Source organism: Pseudomonas sp. BTN1, from assembly GCF_001907715.1.
Taxonomy (GTDB): domain Bacteria; phylum Pseudomonadota; class Gammaproteobacteria; order Pseudomonadales; family Pseudomonadaceae; genus Aquipseudomonas; species Aquipseudomonas paracarnis.
In genome coordinates this window covers 13,515-39,429 of record NZ_MPBM01000016.1, presented here as the reverse complement: position 1 = coordinate 39,429, position 25,915 = coordinate 13,515, and the positions used below count along the sequence as shown (strand labels likewise).

At 60.7% G+C, this 25,915-nt stretch carries 26 protein-coding genes; 8 read left to right on the top strand and 18 right to left on the bottom strand.

Annotated features, from left to right (window positions below):
- Position 1: 1 nt before the first annotated feature.
- On the top strand, positions 2-1,603 hold the full coding sequence (locus BMH52_RS06235; RefSeq protein WP_014718252.1) for an ABC transporter ATP-binding protein: 1,602 nt from the start codon (positions 2-4) through the stop codon (positions 1,601-1,603).
- A gap of 35 nt (positions 1,604-1,638) precedes the next feature.
- A complete protein-coding gene (locus tag BMH52_RS06230) occupies positions 1,639-2,532 on the top strand; it encodes an AraC family transcriptional regulator (protein WP_032903836.1) in 894 nt (297 codons plus the stop codon).
- Here the strand turns inward: BMH52_RS06230 and BMH52_RS06225 are convergent.
- On the bottom strand, positions 2,474-3,061 hold the full coding sequence (locus tag BMH52_RS06225) for a LysE family translocator (RefSeq protein ID WP_073843185.1): 588 nt from the start codon (positions 3,059-3,061) through the stop codon (positions 2,474-2,476). The genes BMH52_RS06230 and BMH52_RS06225 overlap by 59 nt on opposite strands.
- A gap of 409 nt (positions 3,062-3,470) precedes the next feature.
- Here BMH52_RS06225 and BMH52_RS06220 point away from each other — a divergent pair, with 409 nt between their 5' ends.
- Complete coding sequence (locus tag BMH52_RS06220; protein WP_058410579.1) at positions 3,471-3,959, top strand: hypothetical protein; 489 nt, start codon at positions 3,471-3,473, stop codon at positions 3,957-3,959.
- Here BMH52_RS06220 and BMH52_RS06215 read toward each other — a convergent pair.
- Positions 3,943-4,425 carry a GNAT family N-acetyltransferase gene (locus BMH52_RS06215; protein ID WP_073843183.1) on the bottom strand — a complete coding sequence of 161 codons (483 nt, stop codon included), beginning with the start codon at positions 4,423-4,425 and terminating at the stop codon, positions 3,943-3,945. The two genes, BMH52_RS06220 and BMH52_RS06215, sit on opposite strands and share 17 nt — an antisense overlap.
- Before the next feature lie 176 nt (positions 4,426-4,601).
- Between BMH52_RS06215 and BMH52_RS06210 the strand changes: the two genes are divergently transcribed.
- The gene (locus BMH52_RS06210) at positions 4,602-4,937 is read left to right on the top strand and encodes a hypothetical protein (protein WP_014718248.1); all 336 of its coding nucleotides are present in this window, start codon (positions 4,602-4,604) and stop codon (positions 4,935-4,937) included.
- On the opposite strand, the gene BMH52_RS06205 is transcribed toward BMH52_RS06210, so the two are convergent.
- Positions 4,927-6,540 (bottom strand): hybrid sensor histidine kinase/response regulator, encoded by a 1,614-nt coding sequence (locus tag BMH52_RS06205; RefSeq protein ID WP_032903839.1) that lies wholly within the window; start codon positions 6,538-6,540, stop codon positions 4,927-4,929. The two genes, BMH52_RS06210 and BMH52_RS06205, sit on opposite strands and share 11 nt — an antisense overlap.
- Positions 6,541-6,721: 181 nt before the next feature.
- Between BMH52_RS06205 and BMH52_RS06200 the strand changes: the two genes are divergently transcribed.
- Entirely contained in the window at positions 6,722-7,324 is a 603-nt protein-coding gene (locus BMH52_RS06200; RefSeq protein WP_014718246.1) for a response regulator transcription factor, read from the top strand.
- A gap of 13 nt (positions 7,325-7,337) precedes the next feature.
- Here BMH52_RS06200 and BMH52_RS06195 read toward each other — a convergent pair whose 3' ends face one another.
- Both BMH52_RS06195 and BMH52_RS06190 read right to left on the bottom strand, forming a co-directional pair.
- On the bottom strand, positions 7,338-7,967 hold the full coding sequence (locus BMH52_RS06195) for a ribonuclease T2 (RefSeq protein WP_060767546.1): 630 nt from the start codon (positions 7,965-7,967) through the stop codon (positions 7,338-7,340).
- A gap of 45 nt (positions 7,968-8,012) precedes the next feature.
- On the bottom strand, positions 8,013-8,990 hold the full coding sequence (locus tag BMH52_RS06190) for a Gfo/Idh/MocA family protein (protein WP_073843180.1): 978 nt from the start codon (positions 8,988-8,990) through the stop codon (positions 8,013-8,015).
- Between the two features lie 126 nt (positions 8,991-9,116).
- Here BMH52_RS06190 and BMH52_RS06185 point away from each other — a divergent pair, with 126 nt between their 5' ends.
- Positions 9,117-9,479: an NUDIX hydrolase gene (locus BMH52_RS06185; RefSeq protein ID WP_014718243.1), complete on the top strand. Its 363-nt coding sequence runs from the start codon at positions 9,117-9,119 to the stop codon at positions 9,477-9,479.
- A gap of 15 nt (positions 9,480-9,494) precedes the next feature.
- Here the strand turns inward: BMH52_RS06185 and BMH52_RS06180 are convergent, their stop codons facing one another.
- The 10 genes from BMH52_RS06180 to BMH52_RS06135 form a co-directional block, all read right to left on the bottom strand.
- Positions 9,495-9,743, bottom strand: a complete 249-nt coding sequence (locus BMH52_RS06180; protein WP_014718242.1) for a DUF1652 domain-containing protein — start codon at positions 9,741-9,743, stop codon at positions 9,495-9,497.
- Between the two features lie 400 nt (positions 9,744-10,143).
- Positions 10,144-10,404, bottom strand: coding sequence for a hypothetical protein (locus BMH52_RS06175; RefSeq protein ID WP_019820299.1), 261 nt, complete (start codon positions 10,402-10,404; stop codon positions 10,144-10,146).
- Between the two features lie 4 nt (positions 10,405-10,408).
- Positions 10,409-10,855 (bottom strand): GNAT family N-acetyltransferase, encoded by a 447-nt coding sequence (locus BMH52_RS06170; RefSeq protein ID WP_073843178.1) that lies wholly within the window; start codon positions 10,853-10,855, stop codon positions 10,409-10,411.
- A gap of 98 nt (positions 10,856-10,953) precedes the next feature.
- Positions 10,954-11,283, bottom strand: coding sequence for a hypothetical protein (locus tag BMH52_RS06165; protein ID WP_014718238.1), 330 nt, complete (start codon positions 11,281-11,283; stop codon positions 10,954-10,956).
- 110 nt (positions 11,284-11,393) lie between these two features.
- Positions 11,394-12,467: a class I SAM-dependent methyltransferase gene (locus tag BMH52_RS06160; RefSeq protein WP_014718237.1), complete on the bottom strand. Its 1,074-nt coding sequence runs from the start codon at positions 12,465-12,467 to the stop codon at positions 11,394-11,396.
- A 38-nt stretch (positions 12,468-12,505) separates the two neighbouring features.
- Positions 12,506-13,954: an adenylosuccinate lyase family protein gene (locus BMH52_RS06155; protein ID WP_014718236.1), complete on the bottom strand. Its 1,449-nt coding sequence runs from the start codon at positions 13,952-13,954 to the stop codon at positions 12,506-12,508.
- The gene (gene purB, locus BMH52_RS06150) at positions 13,954-15,387 is read right to left on the bottom strand and encodes an adenylosuccinate lyase (protein WP_019817591.1); all 1,434 of its coding nucleotides are present in this window, start codon (positions 15,385-15,387) and stop codon (positions 13,954-13,956) included. Before purB ends, BMH52_RS06155 begins: the two co-directional genes overlap by 1 nt.
- Positions 15,388-15,416: 29 nt before the next feature.
- Positions 15,417-16,403 carry an HOASN domain-containing protein gene (locus BMH52_RS06145; protein WP_032903843.1) on the bottom strand — a complete coding sequence of 329 codons (987 nt, stop codon included), beginning with the start codon at positions 16,401-16,403 and terminating at the stop codon, positions 15,417-15,419.
- A gap of 39 nt (positions 16,404-16,442) precedes the next feature.
- The gene (locus tag BMH52_RS06140) at positions 16,443-17,438 is read right to left on the bottom strand and encodes an HOASN domain-containing protein (RefSeq protein WP_032903844.1); all 996 of its coding nucleotides are present in this window, start codon (positions 17,436-17,438) and stop codon (positions 16,443-16,445) included.
- A 523-nt stretch (positions 17,439-17,961) separates the two neighbouring features.
- On the bottom strand, positions 17,962-20,031 hold the full coding sequence (locus BMH52_RS06135) for an EAL domain-containing protein (RefSeq protein WP_073843176.1): 2,070 nt from the start codon (positions 20,029-20,031) through the stop codon (positions 17,962-17,964).
- Between the two features lie 345 nt (positions 20,032-20,376).
- On the opposite strand from BMH52_RS06135, the gene BMH52_RS06130 reads away from it, so the two are divergent.
- Entirely contained in the window at positions 20,377-20,631 is a 255-nt protein-coding gene (locus tag BMH52_RS06130; RefSeq protein ID WP_224797013.1) for a hypothetical protein, read from the top strand.
- An 11-nt stretch (positions 20,632-20,642) separates the two neighbouring features.
- Complete coding sequence (locus BMH52_RS06125) at positions 20,643-20,972, top strand: DUF6388 family protein (protein ID WP_014718230.1); 330 nt, start codon at positions 20,643-20,645, stop codon at positions 20,970-20,972.
- An 8-nt stretch (positions 20,973-20,980) separates the two neighbouring features.
- Here the strand turns inward: BMH52_RS06125 and BMH52_RS06120 are convergent, their stop codons facing one another.
- From BMH52_RS06120 to tssM, 3 genes are read right to left on the bottom strand one after another with little or no spacing between them, the layout of a single operon-like run.
- Entirely contained in the window at positions 20,981-21,823 is an 843-nt protein-coding gene (locus BMH52_RS06120) for a serine/threonine-protein kinase (RefSeq protein WP_072434478.1), read from the bottom strand.
- Positions 21,820-22,542: a PP2C family serine/threonine-protein phosphatase gene (locus tag BMH52_RS06115; protein WP_069868951.1), complete on the bottom strand. Its 723-nt coding sequence runs from the start codon at positions 22,540-22,542 to the stop codon at positions 21,820-21,822. Before BMH52_RS06115 ends, BMH52_RS06120 begins: the two co-directional genes overlap by 4 nt.
- Before the next feature lie 5 nt (positions 22,543-22,547).
- A complete protein-coding gene (gene tssM, locus BMH52_RS06110; protein ID WP_072434477.1) occupies positions 22,548-25,913 on the bottom strand; it encodes a type VI secretion system membrane subunit TssM in 3,366 nt (1,121 codons plus the stop codon).
- Positions 25,914-25,915: the final 2 nt, after the last annotated feature.

The window sequence follows — 25,915 nt, the reverse complement described above, 5'->3', positions numbered from 1 at the left end:
GATGAATCCGGACAATCTGATCGAAATCCGCGACCTCAGTGTCGAATTCGTCACCGGCGAGCATCACCACCGGGTGGTCAACCACGTCAGCTTCGACATCAAGCGCGGCGAAACCCTGGCGCTGGTGGGTGAAAGCGGTTCGGGCAAATCGGTCACCGCCCATTCGATCCTGCGCCTGCTGCCCTACCCGTTGGCCAGGCATCCGTCGGGCACTATCGAGTATTCAGGGCAAGACCTGCTGACGCTTAAAGAGAAGACCCTGCGGCATATACGCGGCAATCGGATTGCGATGATCTTCCAGGAGCCGATGACCTCGTTGAACCCGCTGCACTCCATCGAAAAACAGATCAACGAGGTGCTCGGCCTGCACAAGGGCCTGACCGGCAAGGTCGCCACCCAGCGCACGTTGGAATTGCTGGAGCTGGTGGGTATCCCCGAACCGCACAAACGCCTCAAGGCCCTGCCCCATGAGCTGTCCGGCGGCCAGCGCCAGCGGGTGATGATCGCCATGGCCCTGGCCAACGAGCCGGAGTTGTTGATTGCCGACGAGCCGACCACGGCGCTGGATGTCACCGTGCAGTTGAAGATCCTGGAATTGCTCAAGGAGCTGCAGGCGCGGCTGGGCATGGCGCTGCTGCTGATCAGCCACGACCTCAACCTGGTACGGCGCATCGCCCATCGTGTGTGTGTGATGCAGCAAGGTTGCATCGTTGAACAGGCCGATTGCGAGACACTGTTCCAGTCGCCCCAGCATCCCTACACCCAGGAATTGCTCGCGGCGGAGCCCAGTGGTGGGCCAGCCAACAATGATGTCGGCCCTCCGCTGCTGGAAGTGGACGACCTGAAAGTCTGGTTTCCGATCAAGAAAGGCTTTTTGCGCAATACCGTCGATTACGTCAAGGCTGTGGACGGCATCAACTTCAGCCTGCCCCAGGGCCAAACCCTGGGCATCGTTGGCGAAAGTGGCTCGGGCAAGTCCACCTTGGGCCTGGCAATTTTGCGCCTGATCGGCAGCCAGGGCGGGATTCGCTTCGAAGGCCAGCAACTGGACCGCCTCAGCCAACAGCAGGTGCGCCCGTTGCGCCGGGAAATGCAGGTGGTGTTCCAGGACCCGTTCGGCAGCCTGAGCCCGCGCATGTGCGTCAGCGAGATCGTTGGCGAAGGCCTGCGTATCCACAAGATGGGCACGCCCGCCGAACAGGAAGCGGCAATTATCGCAGCGCTCAAGGAAGTGGGCCTGGACCCCGAATCCCGGCATCGCTACCCCCATGAATTTTCCGGCGGCCAGCGCCAACGCATCGCTATCGCCCGAGCGCTGGTGCTCAAGCCGCGCCTGATCCTGCTGGACGAACCCACCTCGGCCCTGGACCGCACGGTACAGCGCCAGGTGGTAGAGTTGCTGCGCGGTTTGCAGGCCAAGTACAACCTGACCTACCTGTTTATCAGCCATGACCTGGCAGTGGTGAAGGCGCTGAGTCACCAGTTGATGGTGGTCAAGCAAGGCCAGGTGGTGGAGCAAGGCGATGCCCAGGCTATTTTTGCTGACCCGCAACATGCCTATACCCGGCAGTTGCTCAAGGCGGCTTTCTTGGTGCCGGCCTGACGGCACGCGGGTGCAAATGCAGGAGAAATAACGCCATGTCGCTCAGCCCAATCGCCCGTCCCGCAGACACGCCGCGCTTCTGGCGCGACGAACGCCTGCCGTTCATCGAAGCGCGCACCATCGCCGACGGGCGCAAGGTCACCTACACCCGGCACGCCCATGAGCATTTTTCCATCGGTGCGATCACCACCGGCTGCAGCTATTACCACTACGGCGCGCGCACCTTCGAAATCAGCGCCGGCACCGTGGTGCTGATGAACCCAGGCGATGTGCATGCGTGCAACCCCATCCATGACCAGCCCTGGTCCTACCACATGCTGTACCTGGACACGCCCTGGCTGACCGACCTGCAATACCAGCTGGGGTTCAGTACCGACCAGGGCTACCGGCCATTCGACACGCCCCATACCCGCGACACCACGCTGTACCACGGCTTGCTCGACCTGTACCGCACGCTAGTGGATGAACAGGCCGAACTGCTACAAAAACAGAGCACGCTGGTGAGTTACTTCACCGAGGTGCAACAGCGTCTGAACCCTTCGTTGGCACCGGTACGCGAGGTCAACCACAAACTCGAACGCGCCGCCGACTACATCCGCGCTTACTGCACTCAGGCCTTGAAACTCGAAGACATCTGCCAGGCGGCCGATCTGTCGCCGTCTTACCTGATCCGCGCGTTCAAGCAGTATTACGGCTTGACGCCCCACGCCTTCATGGTCAACCGACGCATCCAGTTTGCCCGCAGCCAACTGCGCAATGGCGCACTGATTGCCGACGTCGCCCTGGCCGCGGGCTTTGCCGACCAGGCGCACTTCCAGCGCACCTTCAAACAACACTTCGCGGCCACACCGGGGCAATACCGCGAGAACCTCAAGCCATCAGCAAATAACCCACACTGGCCACCAGCAACGCGGCCATTGAGCGGTTGAACAGCCGTACACCTTTGGGGTTGTTCAAGTAGCGGCGTAAAAACGTCCCCGCATACACCCAGCACGCCACCGACAGGTAGCAGATCACCAGGTAAAGCGCGGCAAACAACCACACCTGCGCCGCATCGCCATCAGCCACAAACAACCCCATGCCTGCCACACACGCCAGCCAGGCTTTCGGGTTGAGCCACTGCATGATCGCGCCATACAGCATCGACGGCGCGGTGTCGGTACCGTCAGCGTCCAGCCGACCATCGTCCACGGCGAGTTTCCACGCCATGTACAACAGGAACGCAACTGCGCCCCAGCGGATCAATTGGATCAGTATCGGCCAGCGCACCAGCACTTCATGCAGCCCCAGGCCGATCAGTATCAACAACAAGGTGAAACCTACGGCGGCGCCCAACACATGTTTCTGGCTGGCGACAAAACCGAAACGCGCGCCGGCACTTAAAGCAACCACATTGACGGGGCCGGGCGTGATGGACGTGGCCAGGGCAAAAGCGGCCATGGAGAGGATCAAGCTCATTACAGTTCCTTGTGTGATGCCAACGATGTTGAGATCACGGTAACGCGCCGGGCGATGAGCGTATTGAACAAAATGCCCCTGGGCGCTTCAGAAACGAACGCTGATCTGATGGATGCCCCCACGATCAAACTATGGGAGCTGGCTTCCACATTGGTCATGCATCGCCCAAAGGATCTACGCCTGGCACCGGTCCCCAGTGGGAGCGGGCTTGCCCGCGAAGGCGGCGTGTCAGCCACTGCATCTTTAACTGAACCACCGCTTTCGCAGGCAAGCCAGCTCCCACATTTGGATCGTGGGGCGTCACGGGAGCAAGCGCCCTCGCCACAGGTACAGCGCGTGGCCACTTGGAGGGGATGACACCGCCTCACCCTTGGTATCCTGCCACTCCAACCCACAGGGACCCGTGCGCATGCAAATCAACCCAGCCTTTATCCTTCACCAGACCGAGCACTGGCAGCTCAACCACCACCTGACCTCGAAGCTGCCCGGTTACTTGATGCTGGGCGCCAGGGCGCCGATTGACGCCCTCCCCGACATGCCTGAAGCCGCACTGGCCGAACTGGGCGGCCTGCTCGCCAATATCCAGCGGGTGATGCAAACCCAGCTCCAGCCAAAATGGCTGTATATCAGCCGTTACGGCCATATGCCGGGCTTACCGCTGCATTTTCATTGCATCCCCGTCTATGACTGGGTAGAGCAAGCGTTCTGGCGGGACGAACGCTATCGCTCGCTGAACGCTTTCGGGACGCCCCCCCTCGAACCCATGACCGATGGCGCTGAACTGACCCTGTTCGTATGGCGCGAGTTTGGCGAGAGTCTCACCCCGCCGCCGATTCAAGGGCCAGGGATAGAGCCTGTGATCGAGCAATTGCGCGCTGCATTCAAACGGGACTCATAACCCGCAACCGCTTCACCATCGGTACACACGCCAGCACCAACCCGGACGGCGAGCGGTACACCGCCTGCTCATCGCCCACATACCCGCACGCTCTATAAAAACTCACCGCGTTCAGTGTCGCATCCAGCACAACCTGTTCAATCGCCCGCTGCTGCGCCATACGCTCCAAGTGAGCAAGCATCACTTTGCCAAACCCTCGCCCGCTGAATAGGGGCAATACAAACAAGGCTCCGATTTCATGGCTGGCAAGATCCAGCATGCCAGTGACGACTGGTTTGCCATTGAACCATCCCATGTAGAACTGTTTTTCCATCAGCGCGCCGTAGCCATCACTGGCGCGACCTCGGGTCCAGAGCGCCATTTGTTCAGCGCTATAGGCGCCAATGCATTGGCCGCGAATGGCCTCGCGACGAATCTCAAACGCACGCTCGGCGTCGTCCGGCGTGGCACGTTTCATCTCCAGCATCGCAAGCTCCTTCCGTGACCTCAAACTGCCATTAGCCCATTTGTGCTAATCGACCCTACCTCACGGCAGCGCTATATTCCGCGGCACTTCCAACGTTCTCACCCACACCGCGCATTCCGTGCGCGCGGGTTCGTTGCGCGTTGGAAAAACCAAAACAACCCCAAGGAAGAAGCACCATGAAACTCTACTCCCCTGTCACTCGCTTTGCCCTGCTGGGCGCCTTGATCATCGGCGTCGCCGGTTGCAGCAATATCAAGCCCACCGAAGATCATCTCAAGAAGCTGTCGGAAACCAATCTGGGCGAGCCGGTAAAACGTATCTCCAATGTGCGCAGCGACTCCATGACCACCTACTACGTCGCTAACACAGCCTCCGGCGAGTACAACTGCTCCGTACCCAGTGGTGCCAGCGGCGGCGCGTTCGCGATTGCCAGCTTCGGCCTGATGAAGCCCGCGGCCTACTGCATGCCCAAGGGCGCCAAAGGCAATGGGTTGACGCCGTTCATGCAGTAATATTTTCCTGGCTGAGCGCTCGCAGAGTGCCGCGCAGTTCCGCAGGGCGTACCGGTTTGGACAAAATAGCGATCTGACGATCATGCAACGCGGCCTGGATTTTCTCCACGTCGTGCCCGGTAAGGATCAGCGCTGGCACCGCCCAGCCGCGTTGCTGGCGTAACTGGTCGATGCATTCGATGCCGGTGGCGTGGTTGCCCAGGTCATAGTCGGCAACGATGATGTCGCAGTCACTGACCAAACCCTGCCCCGTGGACTCGGCCTGCACTTGGCACCCCCAGCGCTCCAGCAGAGCCTGGGTGGCGAGCAGCACGTTGTAGTCATCTTCCACCAGGCACACCTTAAGGCCGGTGAGCAGCCCGGCTTGGCGTGCATCGTCGCGCAAGGCCGGTTGACGCGGCGCGGTGGCCAAGGCTAGGCCATGCAGGCTTACTGAGGTGCCATGGCCGACCCGCGAACGCAGGCTCACCTGCAACCCCATCAATTGCCCCAGGCGCTTGACGATGGACAGCCCAAGGCCCACACCTTCGACGTCCTTGTCACGCAGTTGGCGCACGCGATAAAACTCTTCGAAGACCTTTGACAGATGCTCCTTGGCAATCCCCCGCCCCTGGTCGTGCACCTGCACCACCACGCCGTCATCACGCATGCGCACGCCAATCAGCACCGGTCGTTGCGCCCCGTACTTGAAGCAATTGGAGAGCAGGTTCTGCACCATGGTCGCCAGCATGGCCGGATCAACCAGCACCCAGTGGGCACAGGGGCGCAGGCGCAGCTCCACGCCCGCCCAGCGAGCAGCCTCGGCGTTCTGGCGCACGAGGTCGGCAAGGAAGTCGCCCAGGTGGATCACTTGGTATTTGGGCAACAGGCGCCCGTTGTCGAGGGTGTAGAGGTCGAGAATCGAGCGGAACAATTGCGAGACGTTAAGCAGCGAGCGGTCGATATTGTCCACCAAGCGCTGCTCGTCCTCGCCCAAACGGGCTTCGCGCAGGCAGGCGGTAAACAGGCCAATGGAGTGGATCGGCTGGCGCAGGTCATGGCTGGCCTGGGCGAGAAAACGGGATTTTTCCAGGTTGGCGGCGATCGCCTGCTCGGAGGCCTTGCGCGTGCGCTCCAACAGGATATGGGCATACACCGGGATCACCGTGCTGGTGATCATCAGCATCAGCACCATGAATGGTTGTGCCTGCCACAGCGGCGTGAGTTGGTACACGATCAACAGCGCCAGCAACGCCAGCCCCGTCGCAATTGCCAGGTAGCGCGAACCGTAGCGCATGCCGTTGCCCAGGTTCACCCAGACCATCACCGCATACAGCGGCAATGCCGCCTCACCGCCTACCACCAGGCCGAACGAAGTGCCCGTGTAGTCGTGGATCATGCCAAAGATCCGCCGCGCCGGATAATGCCCGGGCCAGCGTGCGATCACTTGGCGAAGCACGATGGACGCCAGCAGGAACAGCAAGATATACAGGATCACCGGCAGATAGGTGTCCAGCGACTGCCCAGGCAAAAAGCCCAGCACGCCGATGTAAACGATAGCGATGCTGGCCACCACGATGCGCAGGTTAGCCTGATCGAGTTCGGAGTTAGTCTCGGGGCTCATCGTCATATCCTTGACCTATCATCTGAAGGAGCGAGCTTGCTCGCGAAAAACGTCAACGATAACGCGTTTGACCTGGGAGTACGCGGTGCCTGTGCGTGCTTCACGAGCAAGCTCGCTCCTATACCGGCGGTAAATAAATTAGCATGCCTCGACACAACCTTGCCCCAGGAAGGAGCTCGCCATGACCGGCCGAATCATCATCGCCGACGACCACCCCATGTTTCGCGAAGGCATGACGCGCACCGTGCAGCGCCTGCTGCCGGGCGCGGTGGTGCAGGAGGCCGGCGACCTGGCCACGGTGAATGCGTTGCTGTGCGAAGCGGGCGAGGTCGATACCTTGATCCTCGATTTGCGCTTTCCCGGCCTGACCTGCATCAGCCAACTGGCCGAACTGCGCCAGCAACTGAAACGCACCACCTTGGTCCTGGTGTCGATGGTCGATGACCCCGCGCTGATCGAACAGGTCATGGCCTTGGGCGCCGACGGTTTTATCGGCAAGAACATCGCCCCGGACGAGATCGGCCAGGCCCTGCTGGCGATCCGCGAAGGCGAAGTGCTGGTCAAATTCGCCCCTTCAGGCCTGCTGCCCCTCGACACCCACACCCTCACCACCCGCCAGCAGGAAGTGCTGCGCCTGATTGCCCAGGGCAAGACCAACAAGGAAATTGCCAAGGCCCTGAATATCTCGCCGTTTACCGTACGTATCCATGTGTCGTCATTGTTGCGCAGCCTGAATGTCCCCTCGCGCGCTGCAGCTGCGGTGAAGTATTCCGGCGAGTTCTAGGCGATTGCACGGCTCAACGCTGCGCGGGAATACGAATACCGCCCCCACGGCATTGGCTTTTCACACTGCGCGGGCAACCGGCAAAGGCCAGGTCCTTGGTCAGGCACACCCGTACCTCCGACAACACCTTTCCCTTGCAGATCACCGCCATCCCGTGGTTACCCATACGCGGGTTGCTCGCGCGAAACAGCGCCTCGATCTCACTGGCCGGCAATGACGGCGGCGTATTAAACGGTTGCAACTGCTGCGGGATGGCGACCGCACCGAGCGCTACATCAGTCTTCTCCAGATATTCCAACGGTTCGAGCCCACTGCAGGTGCCATGCGTGGTCCACTCATGCTTGAGCAGCGCGCGGGTGGGAAACAGCGCAGCGCCCTTGTCCATTTCTACCTCGCTCAAGCGCGTCTGCGGCGTACAGGACGCCGGCCACCCTCCCCGCGCGTATTGCGGCCACAAACCGTGCAGCACAAAGCCGTAGCCCTTACCCGAGCATTGCTCGTTGCCTGGGTGCGTCAGGCAAAACGTGGGTGACCACGATAACGACAGCACATAGAAATCAAACTCGCCCGACTGCCCTTGGCTGCGTGGCGCCGCCGTTGTCGCGGTGGCGATCAGCAGCCACACCACCATCCAGTATTTCATCCCGGTATTCCTTTAAAAGAGTGAAGCCTTACGCTATTGCCACGACTAGGGATGCTGGGAATAACGGTGTAACACCTTGTCCAGGATGATATCGGTCTTCAGCGCTTCGATGGCCAGCGACGGATGCTCGGCCTCGCCACGAATATGCGCGTTCATGTTCAGGACATGGTGCCATTGAATATGGGTGTGACACGGCACCTCTAACACCTCGGTGGTCTCGCCTTCAAGACGCAGCGGCTGGTCGTCGAACACCGAAAATTGAATACGGCCGCGACTGCCGATCAGTTCGACCCGGTCTTCGCGGCGGTCCGCCACAAAATTCCAGCAGCCCATGCCCAATGCACCGCTGGCAAATGTCCAGCAGGCCGTCACTGCGTCTTCTGCCGCGTAGCGTCCTGCCTGTCGTGCGGAAAAGCCTGAGACCTCGACGATGTCCCCGGCCAGGTACTGGAACAGGTCGAACCCATGGCTGGCCAGGTCGGCAAAGTAGCCGCCACCGGCAATGGCCGGGTCGGTGCGCCAATTGCTGGCGTCGGTGTCTGTAACGGCAGCGGGTTTGCACAAGGTCCAGGTCAGGTGACGCAACTCACCGATACGGCCTTCCTGCAGCCAGGTGCGCACTTGCTGAAAGCGTGGCAATGAACGCCGGTAGTAGGAGACAAACAGATGCAGCCCGGCGCGCTCGAATGTGCGCTGCATCAACGCGCTCTGTTCAGCATTCAGCGACATCGGCTTTTCGACGCAGCAATGCTTGCCCGCCGCCGCCACCCTCAAGGCGTATTCAAGATGGCTGTCGGGTGGCGTTGCGATGTAGACCGCATCCACCTCGGGGTCGTCGATCAAGGCCTGGGCTTCGGTATAACAACGGGCAATACCATGGCGCGCCGCGTAATCGCGCACCGCCTCGGCACGCCGCCCCATCACGGCGACCAAGGCCGAACCTGGCGCTTTATAGAAAGCCGGTCCACTCTTCAATTCAGTGACACTGCCACAGCCGATCATGCCCCAGCGTATGGTCTTCATCTAATGTCCTCGGTCGTATTCGTCAATCGGGCAGTATCCACATACCGGTCCTGGCGCGCCATAACCACTTAGCATGACAATTGCATTACACTTTTATGACACTCATTCGGCGCGGGGGCACATACGATGAAAATTAGGGCAACCGTCATTTGCGAACATGAGGGGCATATCCTCTTCGTGCGCAAGGCCAGATCAAAATGGGCATTGCCCGGCGGGAAAGTCGAAGCGCACGAGCGCCCTGTCGGCGCGGCGGAACGCGAACTGGAAGAAGAAACCGGGTTAAACGTGGACGGCTTGCTGTACCTGCAAGAGCTCAAGGCCCGCGACACCGTCCACCATGTGTTTGAGGCCTCGGTGGTCAATATCGACGAGGCACGGCCGTGCAATGAGATTGTCGATTGCCAGTGGTATGCCTACAGCGCCTTGGACGAGCTGGACACCACAGACGCCACCCGCCACATCGTCAAATCCTTCCTGCGGCGCCTCTGACGCCCTGGACAGCCGCTAACCCACCGCCGCGAACCCGCGGCGCCCGGCCTTTATCTCGGCACGCAACTCACCAATCAGGTTGGCGATGGCACGGATGCTGTCCAGGCCCTCGGGCGATACGCGGGTCAGCAGCAAGTCGACACGACCGGACGCAGGCTCGAACACGCTGATGCGCAGTGAGCCGTCGCTGTTAAGGCAGCACTCACACGCAAGCGGCAGGAAGCCTGAAGCCATGATGCGGTTGAATTCGGTGATGGAAATCATGATCAGCCCCCCGTCCCTGGGTTCTACCCGATTGAGGCGATGCAAGCAGCATAGATAAGGTTTTGCCGGCCACCGGACATTTAATGCAACAGTGTTAACCAGCCCTCACTTTGTCGGGCGTAACCGGCCATGAACGACAGGCCGAGATTAAATCGCGGGCAAAAAAAATCCCAAGTAGCTGATGGAAACTTGGGATTTAAAAATGCATAAACCGTGGGAGGTGAACGCCCGGCTATAGTAGCGATTGTAAAAACATGTAACAAGATTATTTTAATCCTTTCGTCGGATTGAAAGCGTCGTAAGTCATTCAATAACCACATATTTTTTAAGGTGGAAGGCGGCAGTCGTGCTACTTTTTGGTGCAAGTAACGGGCATAAACCCACGTATAAAAAAGGGTTATTAATCCGGTGCCGTACTTTTAAGTAATTGTTCACTTAATTGCTTGCACGTTTCTTGAAGGGCCTCACGACTCGAAGCGGTGGCGCCCACCACAGCCTCCAAGTGACGACACAGCGCCAAACGTTCAGCGGCTTCTTCACGTTGGCGGTCGACCTTGGCGTTGAGCTGAACAAAATAGAACCCCAGTAACACGGCGACAACCAGCACGCCCGCCGCGAAGTAGCGCAAGCTGTTGGACGATGAAGGCGCTGGGGCATTCATGGCCTTATGGCGCCCTGCTCTTTTCATAACGCACATCATCTCCATCGACCGGGCCCACGACAGACCAGCCCAGGCGCTGATAGAACCCATTGGCCCGGATCTCATCACGCCCATCAGTCACCAGGTACGCCGTGTCGTGGCGCTCAAACAGGGCCGCCTCGGCCACCGCCATCAGTTGACGGCCCAGGCCAAGCTTCTCGTGGGATGGCAGCACGAACATCGCGAACACTTCACCTTCATCCAGGTCGACCATGGAAAACCCCGCCGCCTGGCCGTCCACTTCCGCGATCCAGCCACAAGGTGCTGCGCGCAACGTGTCGCTCAATACCTGCAGGGTAATCCCCAGGCCAGCCATCTGTTCAAGGCTCAGGTGGTTTTGCACCACCGAGGTGCGAATCGCGGCCAGCGTGTCGACGTCATCAGGCGTCGCCGTTCGAATCAGCACTTGCATACCGGCCTCCATAGAAGAAGTGCGCAATTGTATGCAAATACTCACACGGGGTTTGTCGTGGATTTGTAAAGGCCCTACGGCTGGTGCGGGGCTACGAATTACTTGCGCGCCACCTTGTAGCGCAGGCAATCCTGGTAAAAGCTTTGACGAATTGCCTCGGGCTTGAGCCGTGAGCGACTGTCATAGGTCTGCTCGGTGATGCCCATGGCCATCATGCGCATCCACGATTTGCTGAACTTGAGGGTCTGGATCTTCTGCCGGGCCGCGTACAGCGAAACGCCGGATAACTTGAGTTCCTGGGCCCTGGCGGCCGTGCCTGCGCCCCAACTGCACATGTACTTGTCACCCTCGCGCAATTCCCTGGCCTGCGCGACAGTCGCGCCGCCGGCCAGGGAGCAGGCAATCAGCATCATTCCCACAGCGCGCATTTGCATCCTCACCTAACCACCTGAAAATAAAAGTGATTTTGGCGAGGATTTTGTTACAAAGGGGCCATTAAATTGCCTTACTGCGCAAAGCGACTCGCGGATGCTTTCTATCAAGGCTTGAGTTCGAACAGCGCCGGCATCGGTGGCCACTGCGAAGGCACTTTACGAAAGCGGCTGAACCCGGCTGCTTCAGCCATCTGGCGGGCACGCTTCTCGCCCATGAACGCGCCCAGCCCGGCGCCGCCATGGGACAGCGAACAGGTCATGCAATAGAGGGTGCTCTGCGGGTACATGACGCGTCCGAACAGGTTCATGTTCTCGTGCAGTTCTTCGGACAGGTTGAGCTCCACCATCAGGTAGGTGCCGTCCTCGGCCGTGGCGGCGCGCAAATCCTTGAGCATCTGCTGAGGGTCGGTGGCATCGTGGATCACCACAAAGGTGGTCACGAAGTCGAATTGCTGGCCGCGCAAGGCATCGGAGTCGTTCACCTCGAATTGCACCCGGTCACCCACGCCGGCCGCCTCGGCGTTGGCCCGCGCCAACTCGATGGAAGGCAGGTGGAAATCGCAGCCGACAATGCGCGCCTCGGGGTAGGCCTTGGCCATGGTGATCGCCGCCAGGCCCGCACCGCAGCCAAAATCCAGGACACTGCCGCCGGTCTTGAGCTTCTCTTCGACGCCATCCAGGGATGGAATCCAGTGCTGGACCAAGTAATGCTTGTACCAGGGCATGGTCATGCGCTCCATGCCTTTCCAGGTTTCCAGCGGGAACGCCTCTTCAGCGCAACCACCACCATGGCGGAAGGCCTCGATGACCTTGGGCGCCATGCTCACGAACGGCACGCTCAGCTGAATGATGCCGCCGGCGAAATACGGCGAGTCTTCATCGGCCAGCACCGGCACAAATTCAGCCGGCATCTGGTAGCGGCGGGTTTGCGCGTCGTAGGTCACATAATTGCCGGTGGCCATGCTGCCCAGCCATTCGCGCAAGTAACGCGCGTTGTAGCCAGTCTTGTGCGCCAACTCTTCCAGGGTCACCGCCTGGCCGTCGGCCAATGCCTTGAACAAGCCGAGTTGGTCGCCGATGTAGAGCATGGCACCGCGCAGCGTGTTGCCGTAATCCTCCATGATCCGCGCCGAGAACTGTTGGACCTTGGCTTTATCAACTTCCATAACGTTAGACATCTGTCGCTCCTTGATGAATTTGCAAGTCTGTTAAGGGATCAATGGCCGGCGAGTTTGGCCAGCACGTTGTCAACGATGCGCTCGGACATGCCCAGGTGGGTCCTGGGCTCGAACAGCCGTGCCAGGGCGCCGTCACTCATGACAGCAAGCACCCGCGCATCGGCCTCGATTGCCTCGCGGATCGACACGTGATTGCGCTGGCTGGCCTGGGATACTTCGAAGATGATCTGGTAGGCGCTGCTCTTGCCCAGCTTGCGCGCCATTTCGAACACCACCGCTTCGGTGCAGATGGCATCGCCATACGCCTGGGCGGTGCCTTCCATCTTCTGCACATTCACGGTGAGCCCGTCGATGGTCTCGGTCAGAATCGAGAGCGCCATCAATGCATAGTGGGAAACGTCCGCGACCGCGCACCACTCCAGCCGCGTACCGCGGTAATCGCGCTCATGCTCAAGAATCATCGCGTCCAGCGCGAGCATGACCTGGGCCTTGGCCAGCCGCGCCAACACCACCACCTGCTCGCAGCCTTCGGGGTTGCGTTTGTGCGGCATGGTGCTGCTGCCGATCTGCTGGTCGCTCCAGCCCACTTCCACTTCAGCGATTTCCCAGCGATTGAGCGTACGGATTTCATCGGCTACGCGGGCCAACGAGGCGGTAACCATGGCCAGGGTGCTGACGAACTCCGCAACGCGGTCACGGGACACATGCCAGCCCGTCAGGGGCACTTGCAGCGACAAGCGCTGGGCAAAACGCTCCAGCATCGGCATGGCGTCCGGGCCGAACGCCGCCATGGTGCCGACCCCGCCGAACAGTTGCACCACCAGTACACGCTGGCGGGCTTCGGCCAAGCGCTGCTGGTGGCGCAACAGCTCATCGATCCAGCCAGCGACCTTCAGCCCGAAGGTGGTCGGCAAGGCGGGAATCGAGTGGGTCCTGGCGACCATCAGCGAGTCACGGTGCGCATCGGCCAGGGTCGACAACTTACCCAGCAAAGTCTCCAGGGCCTGGTCCATCGCATCAAGCACATCGCGCATCTCCAGGGACTGGGCGGTGTCCTGTATGTCTTGGGTGGTAGCGCCGTAATGCACGTATTCACGGGCACTGGGGCTGCAATTTTTTTGCAGGGCGCTCAGCAATGGCATCAGCGAATGCCCAGTGGCAACCACACCCTCGGCCAGTTGGCGCACATTGATGCCCGATAGCAACGCGGCCTTTTCGATCTCCAGGGCCGCCTCGCGCGGGATGATGTTGACATCGGCCTGCGCCATGGCCAGCGCGGCTTCCACGTCCAGCCAGCGTTGCAGGCGACAATGACTGCAAAAAATCTTGCGGCTCTGCGGGCCGGCATAACCCGAACCGTGGGTTTTCGAATCGAGGATGTGGCTGTGTTCGTGGCGGCATTGCTCGCCGTCATGATCAAAACCTGGGTGGTCCGAACGTGCGGTGCAAGACGCACGAGCTGTCGTTTCCAAAGTTTGCGCATCCATCACATACCCTCCGTAGCGTACAGGGACTGATTGGTATTGCCTTGGGTTGCCATCAGTGCTTCAGCGCCATCGCCTGAAGCGCGAGGTCGTGCTTTAGTTGCCACCAGATCGACCATTTCGGCCGCCAGCCCTGTGTAGGCCGTCGGGTCAAGCAAGTCATCGAGCATTTGTGGGCTGAAACAACCGCGCAGCCGAGGGTCGCCAAGCAGCGCGTCGCGAAAGCAAACGCCCGCGTCTTGGGCCTGCAGGGCGATGTCGTGCACCAGGTGATGGGCCGTCTGCTTGCCACACCGAGGCGCCAGCGCAAGCATCACGCGCTCCGACAGGATCAGCCCGCCCAACAAGTCCAGGTTGCTGCGCATGCGCGCTTCACGCACCTCCAACCCCGCCAGCAGCAAGCCTTCCATACGAGCGAGCAACGCACCGGCGTAAATGAACAGCTCGGGTAAGGCCGCCCATTCGATGCGCCAGGTGGTGCCGTCACGCTCGTGCATCTGGAAAGCCGCATCGGTCAGCGCAACCATCTGCGCACGCACCAGCCGTGACAGCGCGCTGATCAGGTCCACCGTCGACGGGTTTTGCTTGTGGGGCATGGTGCTACTCCCCACTTGCCCGGCTCGCCGCCCCTCGCGCACTTCGTCGATCTCGGTGCGCTGCAGGTGGTAGATCTCATTGGCGACACGCCCCAACGTCGCCGACGCCTGCACCAGCAGCCACGCCGCTTCCAGGATGCGGTCGCGGGCGCTGTGCCAACTGGTCAACGGCGCCGCCAGGCCGAGGCTTTCCAGGGTGCGGCGCTGCACGTCCAAACCCTGCGGGCCAAGCCCGGCCAGGGTGCCCACGGCGCCGGTCAGGTTGCCGACCATCACCCGGGCGTAGGCTTCGTCAAAGCGTTCAAGGTGTCGATCAATCTCATCGACCCACACCGCCACCTTGTAGCCGAACGTGGTGGGCAATGCGTGTTGGCCATGGGTTCTGGCGACCATCGCCGTGTGCTTATGGCGCAGGGCGAGCGTGAGCAGATGCCCGCGGATCCCGCGCAAACGCTGCACTACCAGGCCCCAGGCATCGCGGATTTGCAGGATGAGGCCGGTGTCGAGGATGTCCTGGGTGGTCACGCCGTAATGCACGTATTCGCCCAGCCCATCGGCGCATAACCCCTGCAAGGCGCGCAGGGTCGGCACCAGGATGTGCCCGGTTTCCAGGCCCTCGCGCCCCAACGCATCGAGGTCCAGCAGTTCCACGCTGGCTACCCGGGCAATCTCCCGGGCGGCCTCGTGGGGGATGAGGCCCATCTGCGCCTGGGTCGCCGCCAGCGCTGTTTCAACATCGAGCCACTTCTGCACCTGATTGGCATCAGAGAAGATTGCAGCAAATTCCGGGGACGAGTAAGCGCCCCCGTGGATACGGGATTCAGTGATATGACTTGGCATGTCGGGTTACTCGGGTTGTCCAGGGAGGGCTACTTCACGCGTTGTACTTCTTCCCAGACTGCATCGTAATAAGCCCGCTCCAGCCGGAAGTGCTCGGCCAGAGACGTCAGGAACGCATTCTGGAACCCCAGGTCCGGAATACGCCGTGAGATCAGTGCCCATTCACGCTTGGCCCGCGGCGGCACCAGGCTGATGTGCACTTCGTAGTACTCCGCGTCATCCTGGCTCAAGCCCGCGTTGCGCAGGGCGTTGTACAGCTTGCCGTGGTTACCGGGCACCACCAGTTCGGTGATGTAGAACACCGCCAGGCCCCAGCCGACATCGGGGTTGCGGAAACAGCGTGCGCGGTTGTTGAGGTAGGCGATTTCCTCGGGCATCGTCGAGAGGGCCTCGAAATCGGCATTCAGGCCCACGGCGGCGAGCAGCTTGGCCAACAGCTTCGGGTGGGAACGCTGCTCATCCTCTTCGCCCAACTCGCCGTAGAGATAACGCGCCAGGGCAGCCGCCTCGTCCACGTCAGTCAGGTTGACCAGCAGGTCGGCGGCGTCCCGGTAAAGGCGATAAGTACGGAACCATTGGTGGCGCAAAAACACCTGCAGTTGCTCGTGAGAGGCTTTGCCTTCAAACACATACTGCGACATCGGATGGTTTTCCCGCGACTGCGCGGCAATCTGCTCTTCCAGGCGCTGCTGGAAGCCGGCCTCGGACAAGGGCGATGCCAAGTCGGCTGACGGCATGAAACGCTCTTGCACGCTATAGACGGCATTGGCCAGCCAGCGCCGGGTCGAGGCGGTGGCCACGTCATCGCTCAACGAGAGGATGTACAGCAATTGCTGGCACTGCGCTGCATTCGCGGCGTCGCCACGTTGGCCGGTCTCGCACAGGGCGCGCAGCATATTGGCGGCAATTTCGATGCGATTGAACGTCGCGTCCGGTTTCAAGGCTTCCGCCAGCAGACGGGCTTCGGCCGTGTGAATATTCTGCAATTGCGCCAGGGAAAAATTACGTGGGCTCATCATGTGCTCCATTATTTTTGTTTTTGGGTCGCAGGTCGTTCAGGCAGACAGGCGTTGGGCCTGCATCTGCTGCCACAGGCTGTCGAAGTAGGCCTTGTTGATTTCGAAGTGGTGCTTGAGTGCGCGCATGAACGTGCGTTGAAAGCCTTCCTCGCTGGCGAACTTGGCAATCAGTGCCCACATTTCTTCGGTGTCGATCTCATCCTGGGTGCCATGCAAGCGGTGGAATTCGCTGGGCTGCGCCGGTACATCCAGGCGCTGCAACAACTCGTAGATGCGCCGATGGTTGACGCAGCTGACAGACTCCACCGCATAGAGCAGCGCAAGGCCCCAGGCGACATCGGTGTGGCGCACACAGCGAATGCGATTATTCAGGTAGGCCTTTTCCAGCGGATGCAGCGCGGGGAAATCGATGGCCAGCGGAATATCGAAATACTCCATCAGATGGGCGAGCATCGCAGGGTGCGAACGCTCCGGTGTCTCAGCGCCTGCTTCGCCGTACAAGTTGCGGTAAAACACCGAGGCGTCTTCGATGGCTTCGAAACGGAAGGCCAACTCGGCCAGCAGGCTGTAGAAGTTGTAGGAACGGGTCCAGTGATGCTCCAGGAAAAAGCGCACATCCTGCACCGGCGGCGTACCTTGGAACAGGTGCACCGACATCGGGTGGTTGACCCGGCTGCGTGCGGCGATTTCAGCGTCGACCTGTTGACGGAACTCGTCCGCCGGCAACGCTTTAAAGCCCGGCACGTCGGCGGCGAACTCATCTTCGACGCGGTAGACCTCGCTGGCCATCCAGCGCCGGGTCGGCTCGGTGCGCGGGTCACCGGGGAGATGCAGTTGCAGCAGGGCTGACTGATAGTGCGCATAAGCTTGGGCGTCTCCCGCCAGGCCTTGCCGGGTCAGTGCGAGCAGCGCTTCCAGCGCGCGGGTGACTTGGGCGTAGTTGGCGCTGGGTTCCAAGGCATTCACCATCAGCCGCGAGGCGTTGGTGAAGAGATCGGAATCCGAGCGTTGTTGCAGGGCAGCAGTATCCATTGATAACCCCTGAATCTTGTTTTTGTGGTTGGGCGTACTCGGAAAAAAGCCTAAAGGTTCCCGTAGTGGCAAGGTCAACACCTGTAGGAAAATTCTTTCAAAGGCTTGGAGATGGGGGGTTGGCGCCACCAAACAATAGGTATTACACAACTCCGTAGCAGCCAGCGGTAACCACGATGCGAAGCGAGTCGCTCTTGATCTTGCTCTTGATCTGAAGCGCCCCCCCAAATCACTGGCGGATTACGGGCACACCGAGCCCAAGCGAGGTGCCGAGGGCCGGCATTCCGGCTCTTTTCCAAAGTGCCCCGCTGTCAGAGCGGAACCCTAAGTGGTCGTGACCGCAGGAATGGATATGTACACGGTATAACAGCGTCGGCTGTCAGGGCGTCATCGCAGGCAAGCCAGCTCCCACAGTTGGACTGCGGGGTGTCAGGTAGATAGGCGTCGACTGGCAGGCCGTCATCGCAGGCAAGCCAGCTCCCACAGTTGGACCGCAGGGCGTCAGTTAGATAAGCGTCGGCCATCAGACCAACGCCCTGCGCTCACGCACAAAGCGCGGCAACTGATCCCCAGGCAGTGCCTTGCTGAAATACCAGCCCTGGATAAACAACTCAGGCCCGTTACTCAAAAAGGCCAATTGCTCAGCCGTCTCAACCCCTTCCACTACCACGCCCAGGTCCAAGGCCTCGCAGAACCGCAACATACCTGTGAGCACCTGGGCGCCTTTAGGGTCATGCTGGGCAACCACAAAACTGCGGTCGATCTTGATGAAATCCACAGGAAACTGGTGCAGATAGCTCAACGCAGAAAACCCAGTGCCAAAATCATCCAGATAGACCTTGGCGCCCATGGCCTGCAACTTCTGGATGGTCTGGCGGGTGGCCGGGATGTCGCTGACCAGCGCGTCTTCGGTAATTTCCACTGAAACTTGCCCACGGGCCTGGCGAAGAATTTCCACCAGGCGGTCGCCATAGGCGGCGTCCTTGAGCGTGGTGCTGGAAATATTGATGGTCATCGGCAGTTCAAAACCCGCCTTCTGCCATTTCTGATACTGGCGCACAGCCTGGGATGCCACCCACACGTCTACGTCCGGCATCAGCCTGGCGTGCGCCAGCCATTGCAGGAACTCCCAGGGCGAATGCACCGTGCCCTGGCTGTCCCGGGCGCGCATCAGCGCCTCGCACCCGGTGCACAAACCGGTGCGGGTGGAGATTTGGGGTTGAAACTCAAGGTAGAACTCGTAATCGCTGATCTGTTGAATACGGTTCAACTCAGCGGCCTGACGGGCCAATGTCTGGTGAGTGGCCAGCACCGGATCGAACTCCAGCAGACGGCCTTTCTCCTCGAGACCGCGAAAGGTCATGTCAAGGGATTTGAGGTACACCGTGCCGCCATCGCTGGACTGGCGATGAATCGCCCTGACGTAGGGCGCATACACCAGGGTACCGGCGCCCAACAGAACGATCTGCAACACCACCGCCGCCACATCGCCATGGGTGCTGAGGTACGCGTTGAGCAGCACCGGGGCGGTAAAGGGCACGCTGGCCACCGCCGGTGAGACCCAGCCCAGTTGCACCACCATCAACGCCACCATCGCGTTGAACGCCGGCACCAATAGAAATGGTATGAACAGGCGCGGGTTGAGGATGATCGGCAAACCGAACAACAGCACTTCGCTGACATTGAATAATGACAGCGGCAAACTGGCCACCGCCAGCAAGCGCATGGACTGGCTCTTGGAAAATAGCAGGATCGCCAATAACAGGCATAAGGTTGCGCCCGAGCCACCGATAAACGCAAAACTGCCCAGCAAGCCGTTGTTGAGCAGGTACAGCACCGGCTCCCCCGCCGCCAACGCTGCGCCATTGAGCGCCACCGCCTGATCCAATGCATCGAATAACGGCTGCATGGCATACACGCCGTGAATCCCGAAGAACCACAGCAGCGAATTCATCAGGGTGACAAACAACCCGCTGCCGTAAGGCGTCTGCAACGCATCAAGCACCTGCGGCCCCTGGATTTGCGCCACATGGGGGATCAACAGCAGCAACGACAACACCGCCACCAACGACAAGGCCGTGAGTGCGCCGGGTATCACCATGTTGATGGTGCCCTTGAGGTTATGGCCGACCAGGTCCTGGTTGACCAGGCGCGTCCAGCGAAAGCGGTGCAGCCAGGCGATGGCCGGCACATTGATCAAGGGCGAAGCAATGGCAATAAAGAGTAGGAACGTGGCCGAAGCACGCGGGTACTCACGCAGCACGAAGGTTGCGACCACTACATGGGCCAGGCACAGGAAGGCGACCGGCAGTTGTGGCAGACGGTGTTGAATCGCCAACATGTAACCGATGGAGGCCGCCACCAGCAACGGGATCACCGAGCTGATCTGTTTATGCAACCCGGCCAGGAAACTCACCACCTGCGCATCGAACCCCAGCGCCAGGGCGCATTCGGACAGGATCAGGAAACCAGCGGACACCAACAGGCACGGCAGTATCCACAGCAGCCCCTCCCGAATCGCACGCAGCGACTCCGTGCTGGCCAGGACCGCCAGGCGCTGTGTCAGGAAAAGTTTGAACAGGGTGTGCGCCATGGGCCGTCCTCTGCCTGTCACCGACTGCCGCTGAAGATCAGGGCCGGAAACACCCGCTAACGCTACACGGCCTGATAGCCGAAGCGAAAGCCTTTATCCCCGTCCCTGCCCGGCTTTTTTACCAGTGAATGCCGGATTGCTAGACTAAATCCCTACAGATTTATCGAACTTTCTGACTTGAATCATCCCCTAAGGCTGTCTGAGTCGGTATCATCCGCACGGTTTGTGCGTGTTAAAGGATGTTACAACCTGTCTGATAATGGGTACGCACTCAGGGAATCTTGCCTGGAACGACAACAGGCCAAAGGAGAGAACCTCACTATGCAAGACAAACGCTCAAGTCACATGCGTCCTCTGTTTGTCACCATCCTGCTGTGGTTGTGCAGCGTGGTGTTGCTGTTTGTAATCAAGAACCTCATTGAGTTGTTCACTGGGCCTGTGGCTGAAACCTGGGTAGACCTGACCCTGGTGCTGGTCGCTTACCTGATGTTTTTCTTGCTGGCGCCGTTGCAAAACTGGATGCAGCGCAGGTCGCGCAAGCGTGCCCGCCATCACCTCAACGCACGCGCGTCCGATAGCAACTCTCACCCTTCTCATTAAGGTGTCTACCTGTGTCGGCACCCAACGATACGCACCAACTTGCGCTGGACAGATTCCTGCGCGAACAACCGCAGGTCGCTGCCGAGCTGGACAGCCTAAACCCGCTGGTAGCCCAGGCCAGGGGCGAAACCCTGGCGCAGTATCGCGCCGAACGCCTGCATGAGGCTTTCGAAGCACACGCTGAACAGCAAAAATTATTCGCCTGGGAATTGACCCTCAAGCTGACGGCCGATTCGACCGAAGCCTTCGAGGCCCAGCGGCGCGAAGTGCATAAAGAAGTCGCACAGATGGCAGGCATGGACTGGGCGCAGTACTGCCAGTTGCACGGCTTGGCCGTTTGACCTTTGCCCTACAAGCACCAGCGTGCTCGGTTGCGCCCCATGACGTGACGCAACTCGGCGACCGTTATGCTTCGGTGCTGCGGGTCTATCGCCAACGCTGCCTGTAACGCCACCCAGCAATGCCTGGGCAACTGCGCGGGCCGGGGCAGACAGACCGTGGAGGCGCGCTCCCCAACGCGCTTGCCGTGGGCCAGTTCGTACAGGACGCAGGCCACGCCGTACAGGTCGGCAGCGGCGGTCAGCGCACCGCCGGCCAACAGTTCCGGGGCGGCGTAGGCAGGTGTCCAGGCATTGAAACGACTGCGGCTGACACTCGGCAAACCCATTGCGGCGCCTGCTTGAGCCTGGCCCAGGCCGAAATCGAACAAGCGCACGCCCTCCTCGCCCACCATGACATTGGCTGGTTTGACATCACCGTGCAGAACGTCTTGCTGGTGGGTGTAGACCAGCGCATCCAGCAACTGCACGGCGATGGGTCGCAACTCCCGCCAAGGCAAGCCATAGGGGCACTCCAGCAGCAGGCGGTCCAGCGTCACTCCTTGCAGCAACTCCATGGTGAAAAACGCGACTTGACTGTGTGTATCGACCTCAAACGAAAACGCCCGTACCACATGCGCGTGCCTCAGGCTGCGGGTCAACGCAAACTCGCTGTACAACAACACATGCGCGTCGGGGCACTGGGAAATGGGTTCGTCGAGTAGCTTGATCGCGACCTTGGAACAGGGTTCGCCCAATTGCTCGTGCAACAGGTCGCGCGCGCGGTACACCCTGCCCATGCCACCTCTGCCCAAGACACGTTCAAGGTGATAGCGCCCAGACAGTAAACGGCAGGCTTGAGCTGCCGAGTTCATGGCTGCACCACAACCGCAGTCAGGTCATCGCGTATCGGCCGGCGCAACGCCGCTGCAAATAGCCGTTCTACTGCCCGTTGAGGCGTGCCCATGCTCAACGCCCGCCCCAGGTCAACGTGGCTGAGGGCCTGATACAAGCCATCACTGCACAACAAAAATACATCCCCAGGGCGGGTACGCAGTTCCAGTACCTCCAGATGCAACCGCGAACGCGCGCCAACGGCCCGGGTCAAGGCCCTGGCACCCGGGTAAGCCTGGGCTTGCGCCACACTCAACTGACGCTCGTCCATGAGGCGCTGCAGCAGCGAGTGGTCCTTCGACAATTGGTAGAGGCTCTGGTCGCGCCATAAATAGCAGCGACTGTCTCCCGCCCATAGGCAGGCCGCCCGGCCCTTCTCCAACAACAGGGCGACCACGGTACTGCCCATCGTCACTTCACTGGTTGCGCCAGGTTCTGTCCATGCGCGTCGTACTCCTTGGTTGACGTCCTGCAATTTGTTGCGAACCGCCTGAATACGCTGGTCAAGGTTGCCGTCAGCCGACACTGAAGCCAAGTGGCTGACTATCCACTGGCTGGCGACATCCCCGTGCCGATACCCGCCCATGCCGTCCGCCACCGCCCAGCAACCCGTGCTCGGGTTGTCCAGGAATGCATCCTCATTGCGCAACCGCGCCAGGCCTCGCTGCGTGCGCCCGGCGCTGCGCCACGGGGCTTCCATCGGGGTCACAGCTGCTCCGGCAGGCGAAAGGTGCGCCATGTGTCCATGTCAAACGGACCGGGCGTACGCTGGCTGGTGAGCCGGTAATTGGCGCGCAGGCCGGCGAGGTCTGCCTTGAGGATCTGTATATTACGGCCGCTGGCGGGCTCTTTCTGCAGCAGGTCCAGAAACCGGAACAACGACCACGCTCCAGTGTCTTTTTCGATGCCCAAGGGGCGCTGCTCCGCGCCTCTCTCCAAGACGAGGCTGCTGCGCCCATTGTCTGCGTCGGTGGGCCAATGGAACGTCATGGGTACGATCGGACCGTGGCGATACTCCAATTGCTGGTCGCCAAACCGCAGGATCGCTCGGCTGACCGATGGGTCCAGGCTGTAGGGTGCCAAGGTGAATCGCACGGACAACTCCCCCGCGTCTTCGGTAAAAAAGCCGCGGCGGATGACCTGGGTCTTCATCAATTGCTCCAGCAGCGCACGGGAAACCGGCAAACTCTGGCCATCCAGCCCACGCAATCGGTAGCGGCTGCCGTCGGCACTGATAAAAGGCCGCAGGTAGCCCTCATAAAAGCGCGCCATCACCCCGCGTGGCTTGAAGAACTCCTGAAAATCGTGAAGGGCGACCTCACTGCTGGCGTGCGCATTGAATGGGTAACGTCGGCCAATGGCCTTGGCATAAAGGCTATGCACCTCGCTCTGATAACGTTGGTTGACGTGCACATAGGCCTGTTCCAGCAAATGCCGCCAACTGTCATCCGCCATACTTTCGAGCCAGCCGGCAACGGGCAGCGGCAGGCGAGCGGCGGCGTCTCGCAGATGGCCCAATGCATCCTGCTGGCCCTCCATGCGCTGCCTGGCACGCAGGAAGGCGGCCTGCTCGGGTGCGCTGTCCCGGTTCAAGGCCGTCAAATGCAGGTGCACTTCATCCAGCAGACGCAAGGCCTGAGTCAGCTCTACGCCGGGGTTCTGCTGCTCATCCAGCAATTGATGCAAAGGCTCAAAGCGGCGCTGCAAGGCGCGCCGCGGAGCCTCGACAATACCCGCCTGCCCCGCCGTCAACCTCGACTTGGCCATCTCGCCCAGGTCTGCCGACTGCTGGGCCACTTTGTCCAGCAGTCCATGGCTTGGCAACAAACGCGTATTTTCACGCACCTGTTGCAAGAGACGAATCAAAGGCGATTGCGCCGACGTCAGGTTCATCAGTTGCTCGGCATCCTGGCGCAGGTTGTCAGTCTCTTGCAGCCTGACTCGGCCAAGCGCATCGCTCCAGGCATCGGCATACTCGCTGAAATAACGTTGCTGCAGTTCAGCCATCAGGCGCCGCAAGTCCTCGGTCCCCAGGTCGGTACCCTCGCCGAGCACCCAGTTGTCCTGGGTGATGGCGTTTACCAACCGCGGGCCCTGCGCCTCAAAGTACTGCACATAGCGTTTGGTATAGAACCCCGGCACAGGCGGATCGATAGCGGCGAACACCTTACCCTCGGCCAGCCGCAACGGCTCCAGGCTGCGCGCTTGTTCGCGCAATACCCGATAGACCCCATCGGCCAACGATTCGCCCCTCAGCGCTTCACGGGCCTGGGCCACCCGCTCCGCGTTGAGTGACACCACAAAAGGTTGCTCCAGCAGCCGCGCAAGGTGCACATTGAGGCGCTTCTGTGTTGGCATATCCCCGGCAAACCGCACCGACCAAAGGCTTGCAATATGTTCTGCCAGCCAGGTCGTGTCACGGCGTTCGCGCAGATTGAGCATCAGGTAGGCACGCAGGTCGTCGAGCAGCCGCTCCCGGTCCCCGAGGCTGGCAATTACCTGTTCTTCCAACTGGGCGGCTGTCCAGGCCAGAAATGGCTTTTGCAGCGCGTGATCATAGGCTTGATCGACGCTGGGACGGCTCAGTTCGCCCTGATACAGCCCGGTGCGCTCCACCAGGCGTACATCTGCCGGCCCAGGAAAAACCTGCGTCGCCGCCAGTCGCGCGTCCAACAGCGCCAACAGCGCCGTACTTTCATCGTCGGCCGCAAGGGCGAGCGGCGGGTGTGAGGTCAGCGCCGACAATTGCGCCAAGCGTTGGTGGTTGACTGAGTAACTGTGCCCCCATAGCCCGCCGACACCGCCAATAACCAGCGCTGCAGCCACCGCCTGCGCGCCCTGGCGCCAACGCAGACGTTGTTGTTCCTGAGCCTGCAAACCCGCAAGGTCGGCCTCGGCGAAGATCACCTGGCTGAACAGGCCCTGCACAAAGCGCGGGTGCCTGCCATCGGCGCAGGTCAAGAAGAACCCTCGCAAACCGTTGATGGGTTGGTAGCGATGTGCGCAAAACGCCATGTCAACGAACAGGCTGACGCGCTCCCCCATTCGTGCTGCCTGCTGGGGAAACTCCAGCATCTGCCCACGTCGCTCGACATTGCGCTCCTGATGCAGTCGCCCAATCAGCTCACTGTTCAAGCGCTGCAATAATTGCTCGACCGCCTGACGGACCTGTGTTGTGTCAGTACCGTCGGCGCAACCTTGCAGGTGCTGACCCAACACGCTGTCGGCACTCTCTCCAATGGGTGAGTCGAAGAATTCAGCGAATCCCGGCAATCGGTCGGCGTGGGTCAACACCAGGTAAATCGGCACATCCACATGCAACGTCTGTTGGATCTCTTGCAGGCGCGAGTGTACATGGCGTGCGTGATGATCCAGGTCGTATTCGTTGGTGCTCGACAGCATGTCGACCGATAGCGTCACCACCACACCGCTGAGCGGCCGCACTCGACGGCGCCACCGGAGCAGATGCAGCAAGGTGATCCAGCCTGCGGCGTCCACTGAAGAGTCGGGCTGGGTAAGGTAGCGTCCCGGGGTGTCGATCAGCACGCCTTCGTCGCCGAAATACCAGTCACAATGGGCACTGCTACCGATCGGCCGTGTTTGCGCGTGGTCCAGCGCCAGCGGCAAGCCCGCTGCCGCCAGCAGCTGTGTCTTGCCACTGCCCGGCTCACCGATCAACAGGTACCAGGGCAACTCATGACGCCAACGCGCGTTACGCTCTCCATAATGGCGGGATATCTTGAGCAGGTGCACGGCTTTCTTGAACCGACTGCGCAGGTGCCGGCGTTCGTCCTCCACCCCCGTCATCGGCTGTCGGCGCACCTCGCGTTCTGGTCTTTGGCGCCAGGCGGCAAAACCTGGGCCCACAAACGCCATCGCCAGTCCCCATAGCAAGAACACACCGCTGATGGTGACCAACCGAGCAGTCGCCCCGGCCCAGATACGGTGATCATCCACTGCCAGCAGCGGCCCCAAGAACCACACCATTGCCGCGCAGGAAAGCACCAGCAACAGGCTCCACACCCAAACCCTGCCCAGCACGGTGCCCACCCCCTTGAAGAATGCGATCATTC

Coding starts and splice junctions, on each gene's coding strand:
- BMH52_RS06235 (WP_014718252.1), top strand. CDS start 2: ATGAATCCGGACAATCTGATCGAAATCCGCGACCTCAGTGTCGAATTC.
- BMH52_RS06230 (WP_032903836.1), top strand. CDS start 1,639: ATGTCGCTCAGCCCAATCGCCCGTCCCGCAGACACGCCGCGCTTCTGG.
- BMH52_RS06225 (WP_073843185.1), bottom strand. CDS start 3,061: ATGAGCTTGATCCTCTCCATGGCCGCTTTTGCCCTGGCCACGTCCATC.
- BMH52_RS06220 (WP_058410579.1), top strand. CDS start 3,471: ATGCAAATCAACCCAGCCTTTATCCTTCACCAGACCGAGCACTGGCAG.
- BMH52_RS06215 (WP_073843183.1), bottom strand. CDS start 4,425: ATGCTGGAGATGAAACGTGCCACGCCGGACGACGCCGAGCGTGCGTTT.
- BMH52_RS06210 (WP_014718248.1), top strand. CDS start 4,602: ATGAAACTCTACTCCCCTGTCACTCGCTTTGCCCTGCTGGGCGCCTTG.
- BMH52_RS06205 (WP_032903839.1), bottom strand. CDS start 6,540: ATGAGCCCCGAGACTAACTCCGAACTCGATCAGGCTAACCTGCGCATC.
- BMH52_RS06200 (WP_014718246.1), top strand. CDS start 6,722: ATGACCGGCCGAATCATCATCGCCGACGACCACCCCATGTTTCGCGAA.
- BMH52_RS06195 (WP_060767546.1), bottom strand. CDS start 7,967: ATGAAATACTGGATGGTGGTGTGGCTGCTGATCGCCACCGCGACAACG.
- BMH52_RS06190 (WP_073843180.1), bottom strand. CDS start 8,990: ATGAAGACCATACGCTGGGGCATGATCGGCTGTGGCAGTGTCACTGAA.
- BMH52_RS06185 (WP_014718243.1), top strand. CDS start 9,117: ATGAAAATTAGGGCAACCGTCATTTGCGAACATGAGGGGCATATCCTC.
- BMH52_RS06180 (WP_014718242.1), bottom strand. CDS start 9,743: ATGATTTCCATCACCGAATTCAACCGCATCATGGCTTCAGGCTTCCTG.
- BMH52_RS06175 (WP_019820299.1), bottom strand. CDS start 10,404: ATGAATGCCCCAGCGCCTTCATCGTCCAACAGCTTGCGCTACTTCGCG.
- BMH52_RS06170 (WP_073843178.1), bottom strand. CDS start 10,855: ATGCAAGTGCTGATTCGAACGGCGACGCCTGATGACGTCGACACGCTG.
- BMH52_RS06165 (WP_014718238.1), bottom strand. CDS start 11,283: ATGCGCGCTGTGGGAATGATGCTGATTGCCTGCTCCCTGGCCGGCGGC.
- BMH52_RS06160 (WP_014718237.1), bottom strand. CDS start 12,467: ATGTCTAACGTTATGGAAGTTGATAAAGCCAAGGTCCAACAGTTCTCG.
- BMH52_RS06155 (WP_014718236.1), bottom strand. CDS start 13,954: ATGGATGCGCAAACTTTGGAAACGACAGCTCGTGCGTCTTGCACCGCA.
- purB (WP_019817591.1), bottom strand. CDS start 15,387: ATGCCAAGTCATATCACTGAATCCCGTATCCACGGGGGCGCTTACTCG.
- BMH52_RS06145 (WP_032903843.1), bottom strand. CDS start 16,403: ATGAGCCCACGTAATTTTTCCCTGGCGCAATTGCAGAATATTCACACG.
- BMH52_RS06140 (WP_032903844.1), bottom strand. CDS start 17,438: ATGGATACTGCTGCCCTGCAACAACGCTCGGATTCCGATCTCTTCACC.
- BMH52_RS06135 (WP_073843176.1), bottom strand. CDS start 20,031: ATGGCGCACACCCTGTTCAAACTTTTCCTGACACAGCGCCTGGCGGTC.
- BMH52_RS06130 (WP_224797013.1), top strand. CDS start 20,377: ATGCGTCCTCTGTTTGTCACCATCCTGCTGTGGTTGTGCAGCGTGGTG.
- BMH52_RS06120 (WP_072434478.1), bottom strand. CDS start 21,823: ATGAACTCGGCAGCTCAAGCCTGCCGTTTACTGTCTGGGCGCTATCAC.
- BMH52_RS06115 (WP_069868951.1), bottom strand. CDS start 22,542: ATGGAAGCCCCGTGGCGCAGCGCCGGGCGCACGCAGCGAGGCCTGGCG.
- tssM (WP_072434477.1), bottom strand. CDS start 25,913: ATGATCGCATTCTTCAAGGGGGTGGGCACCGTGCTGGGCAGGGTTTGG.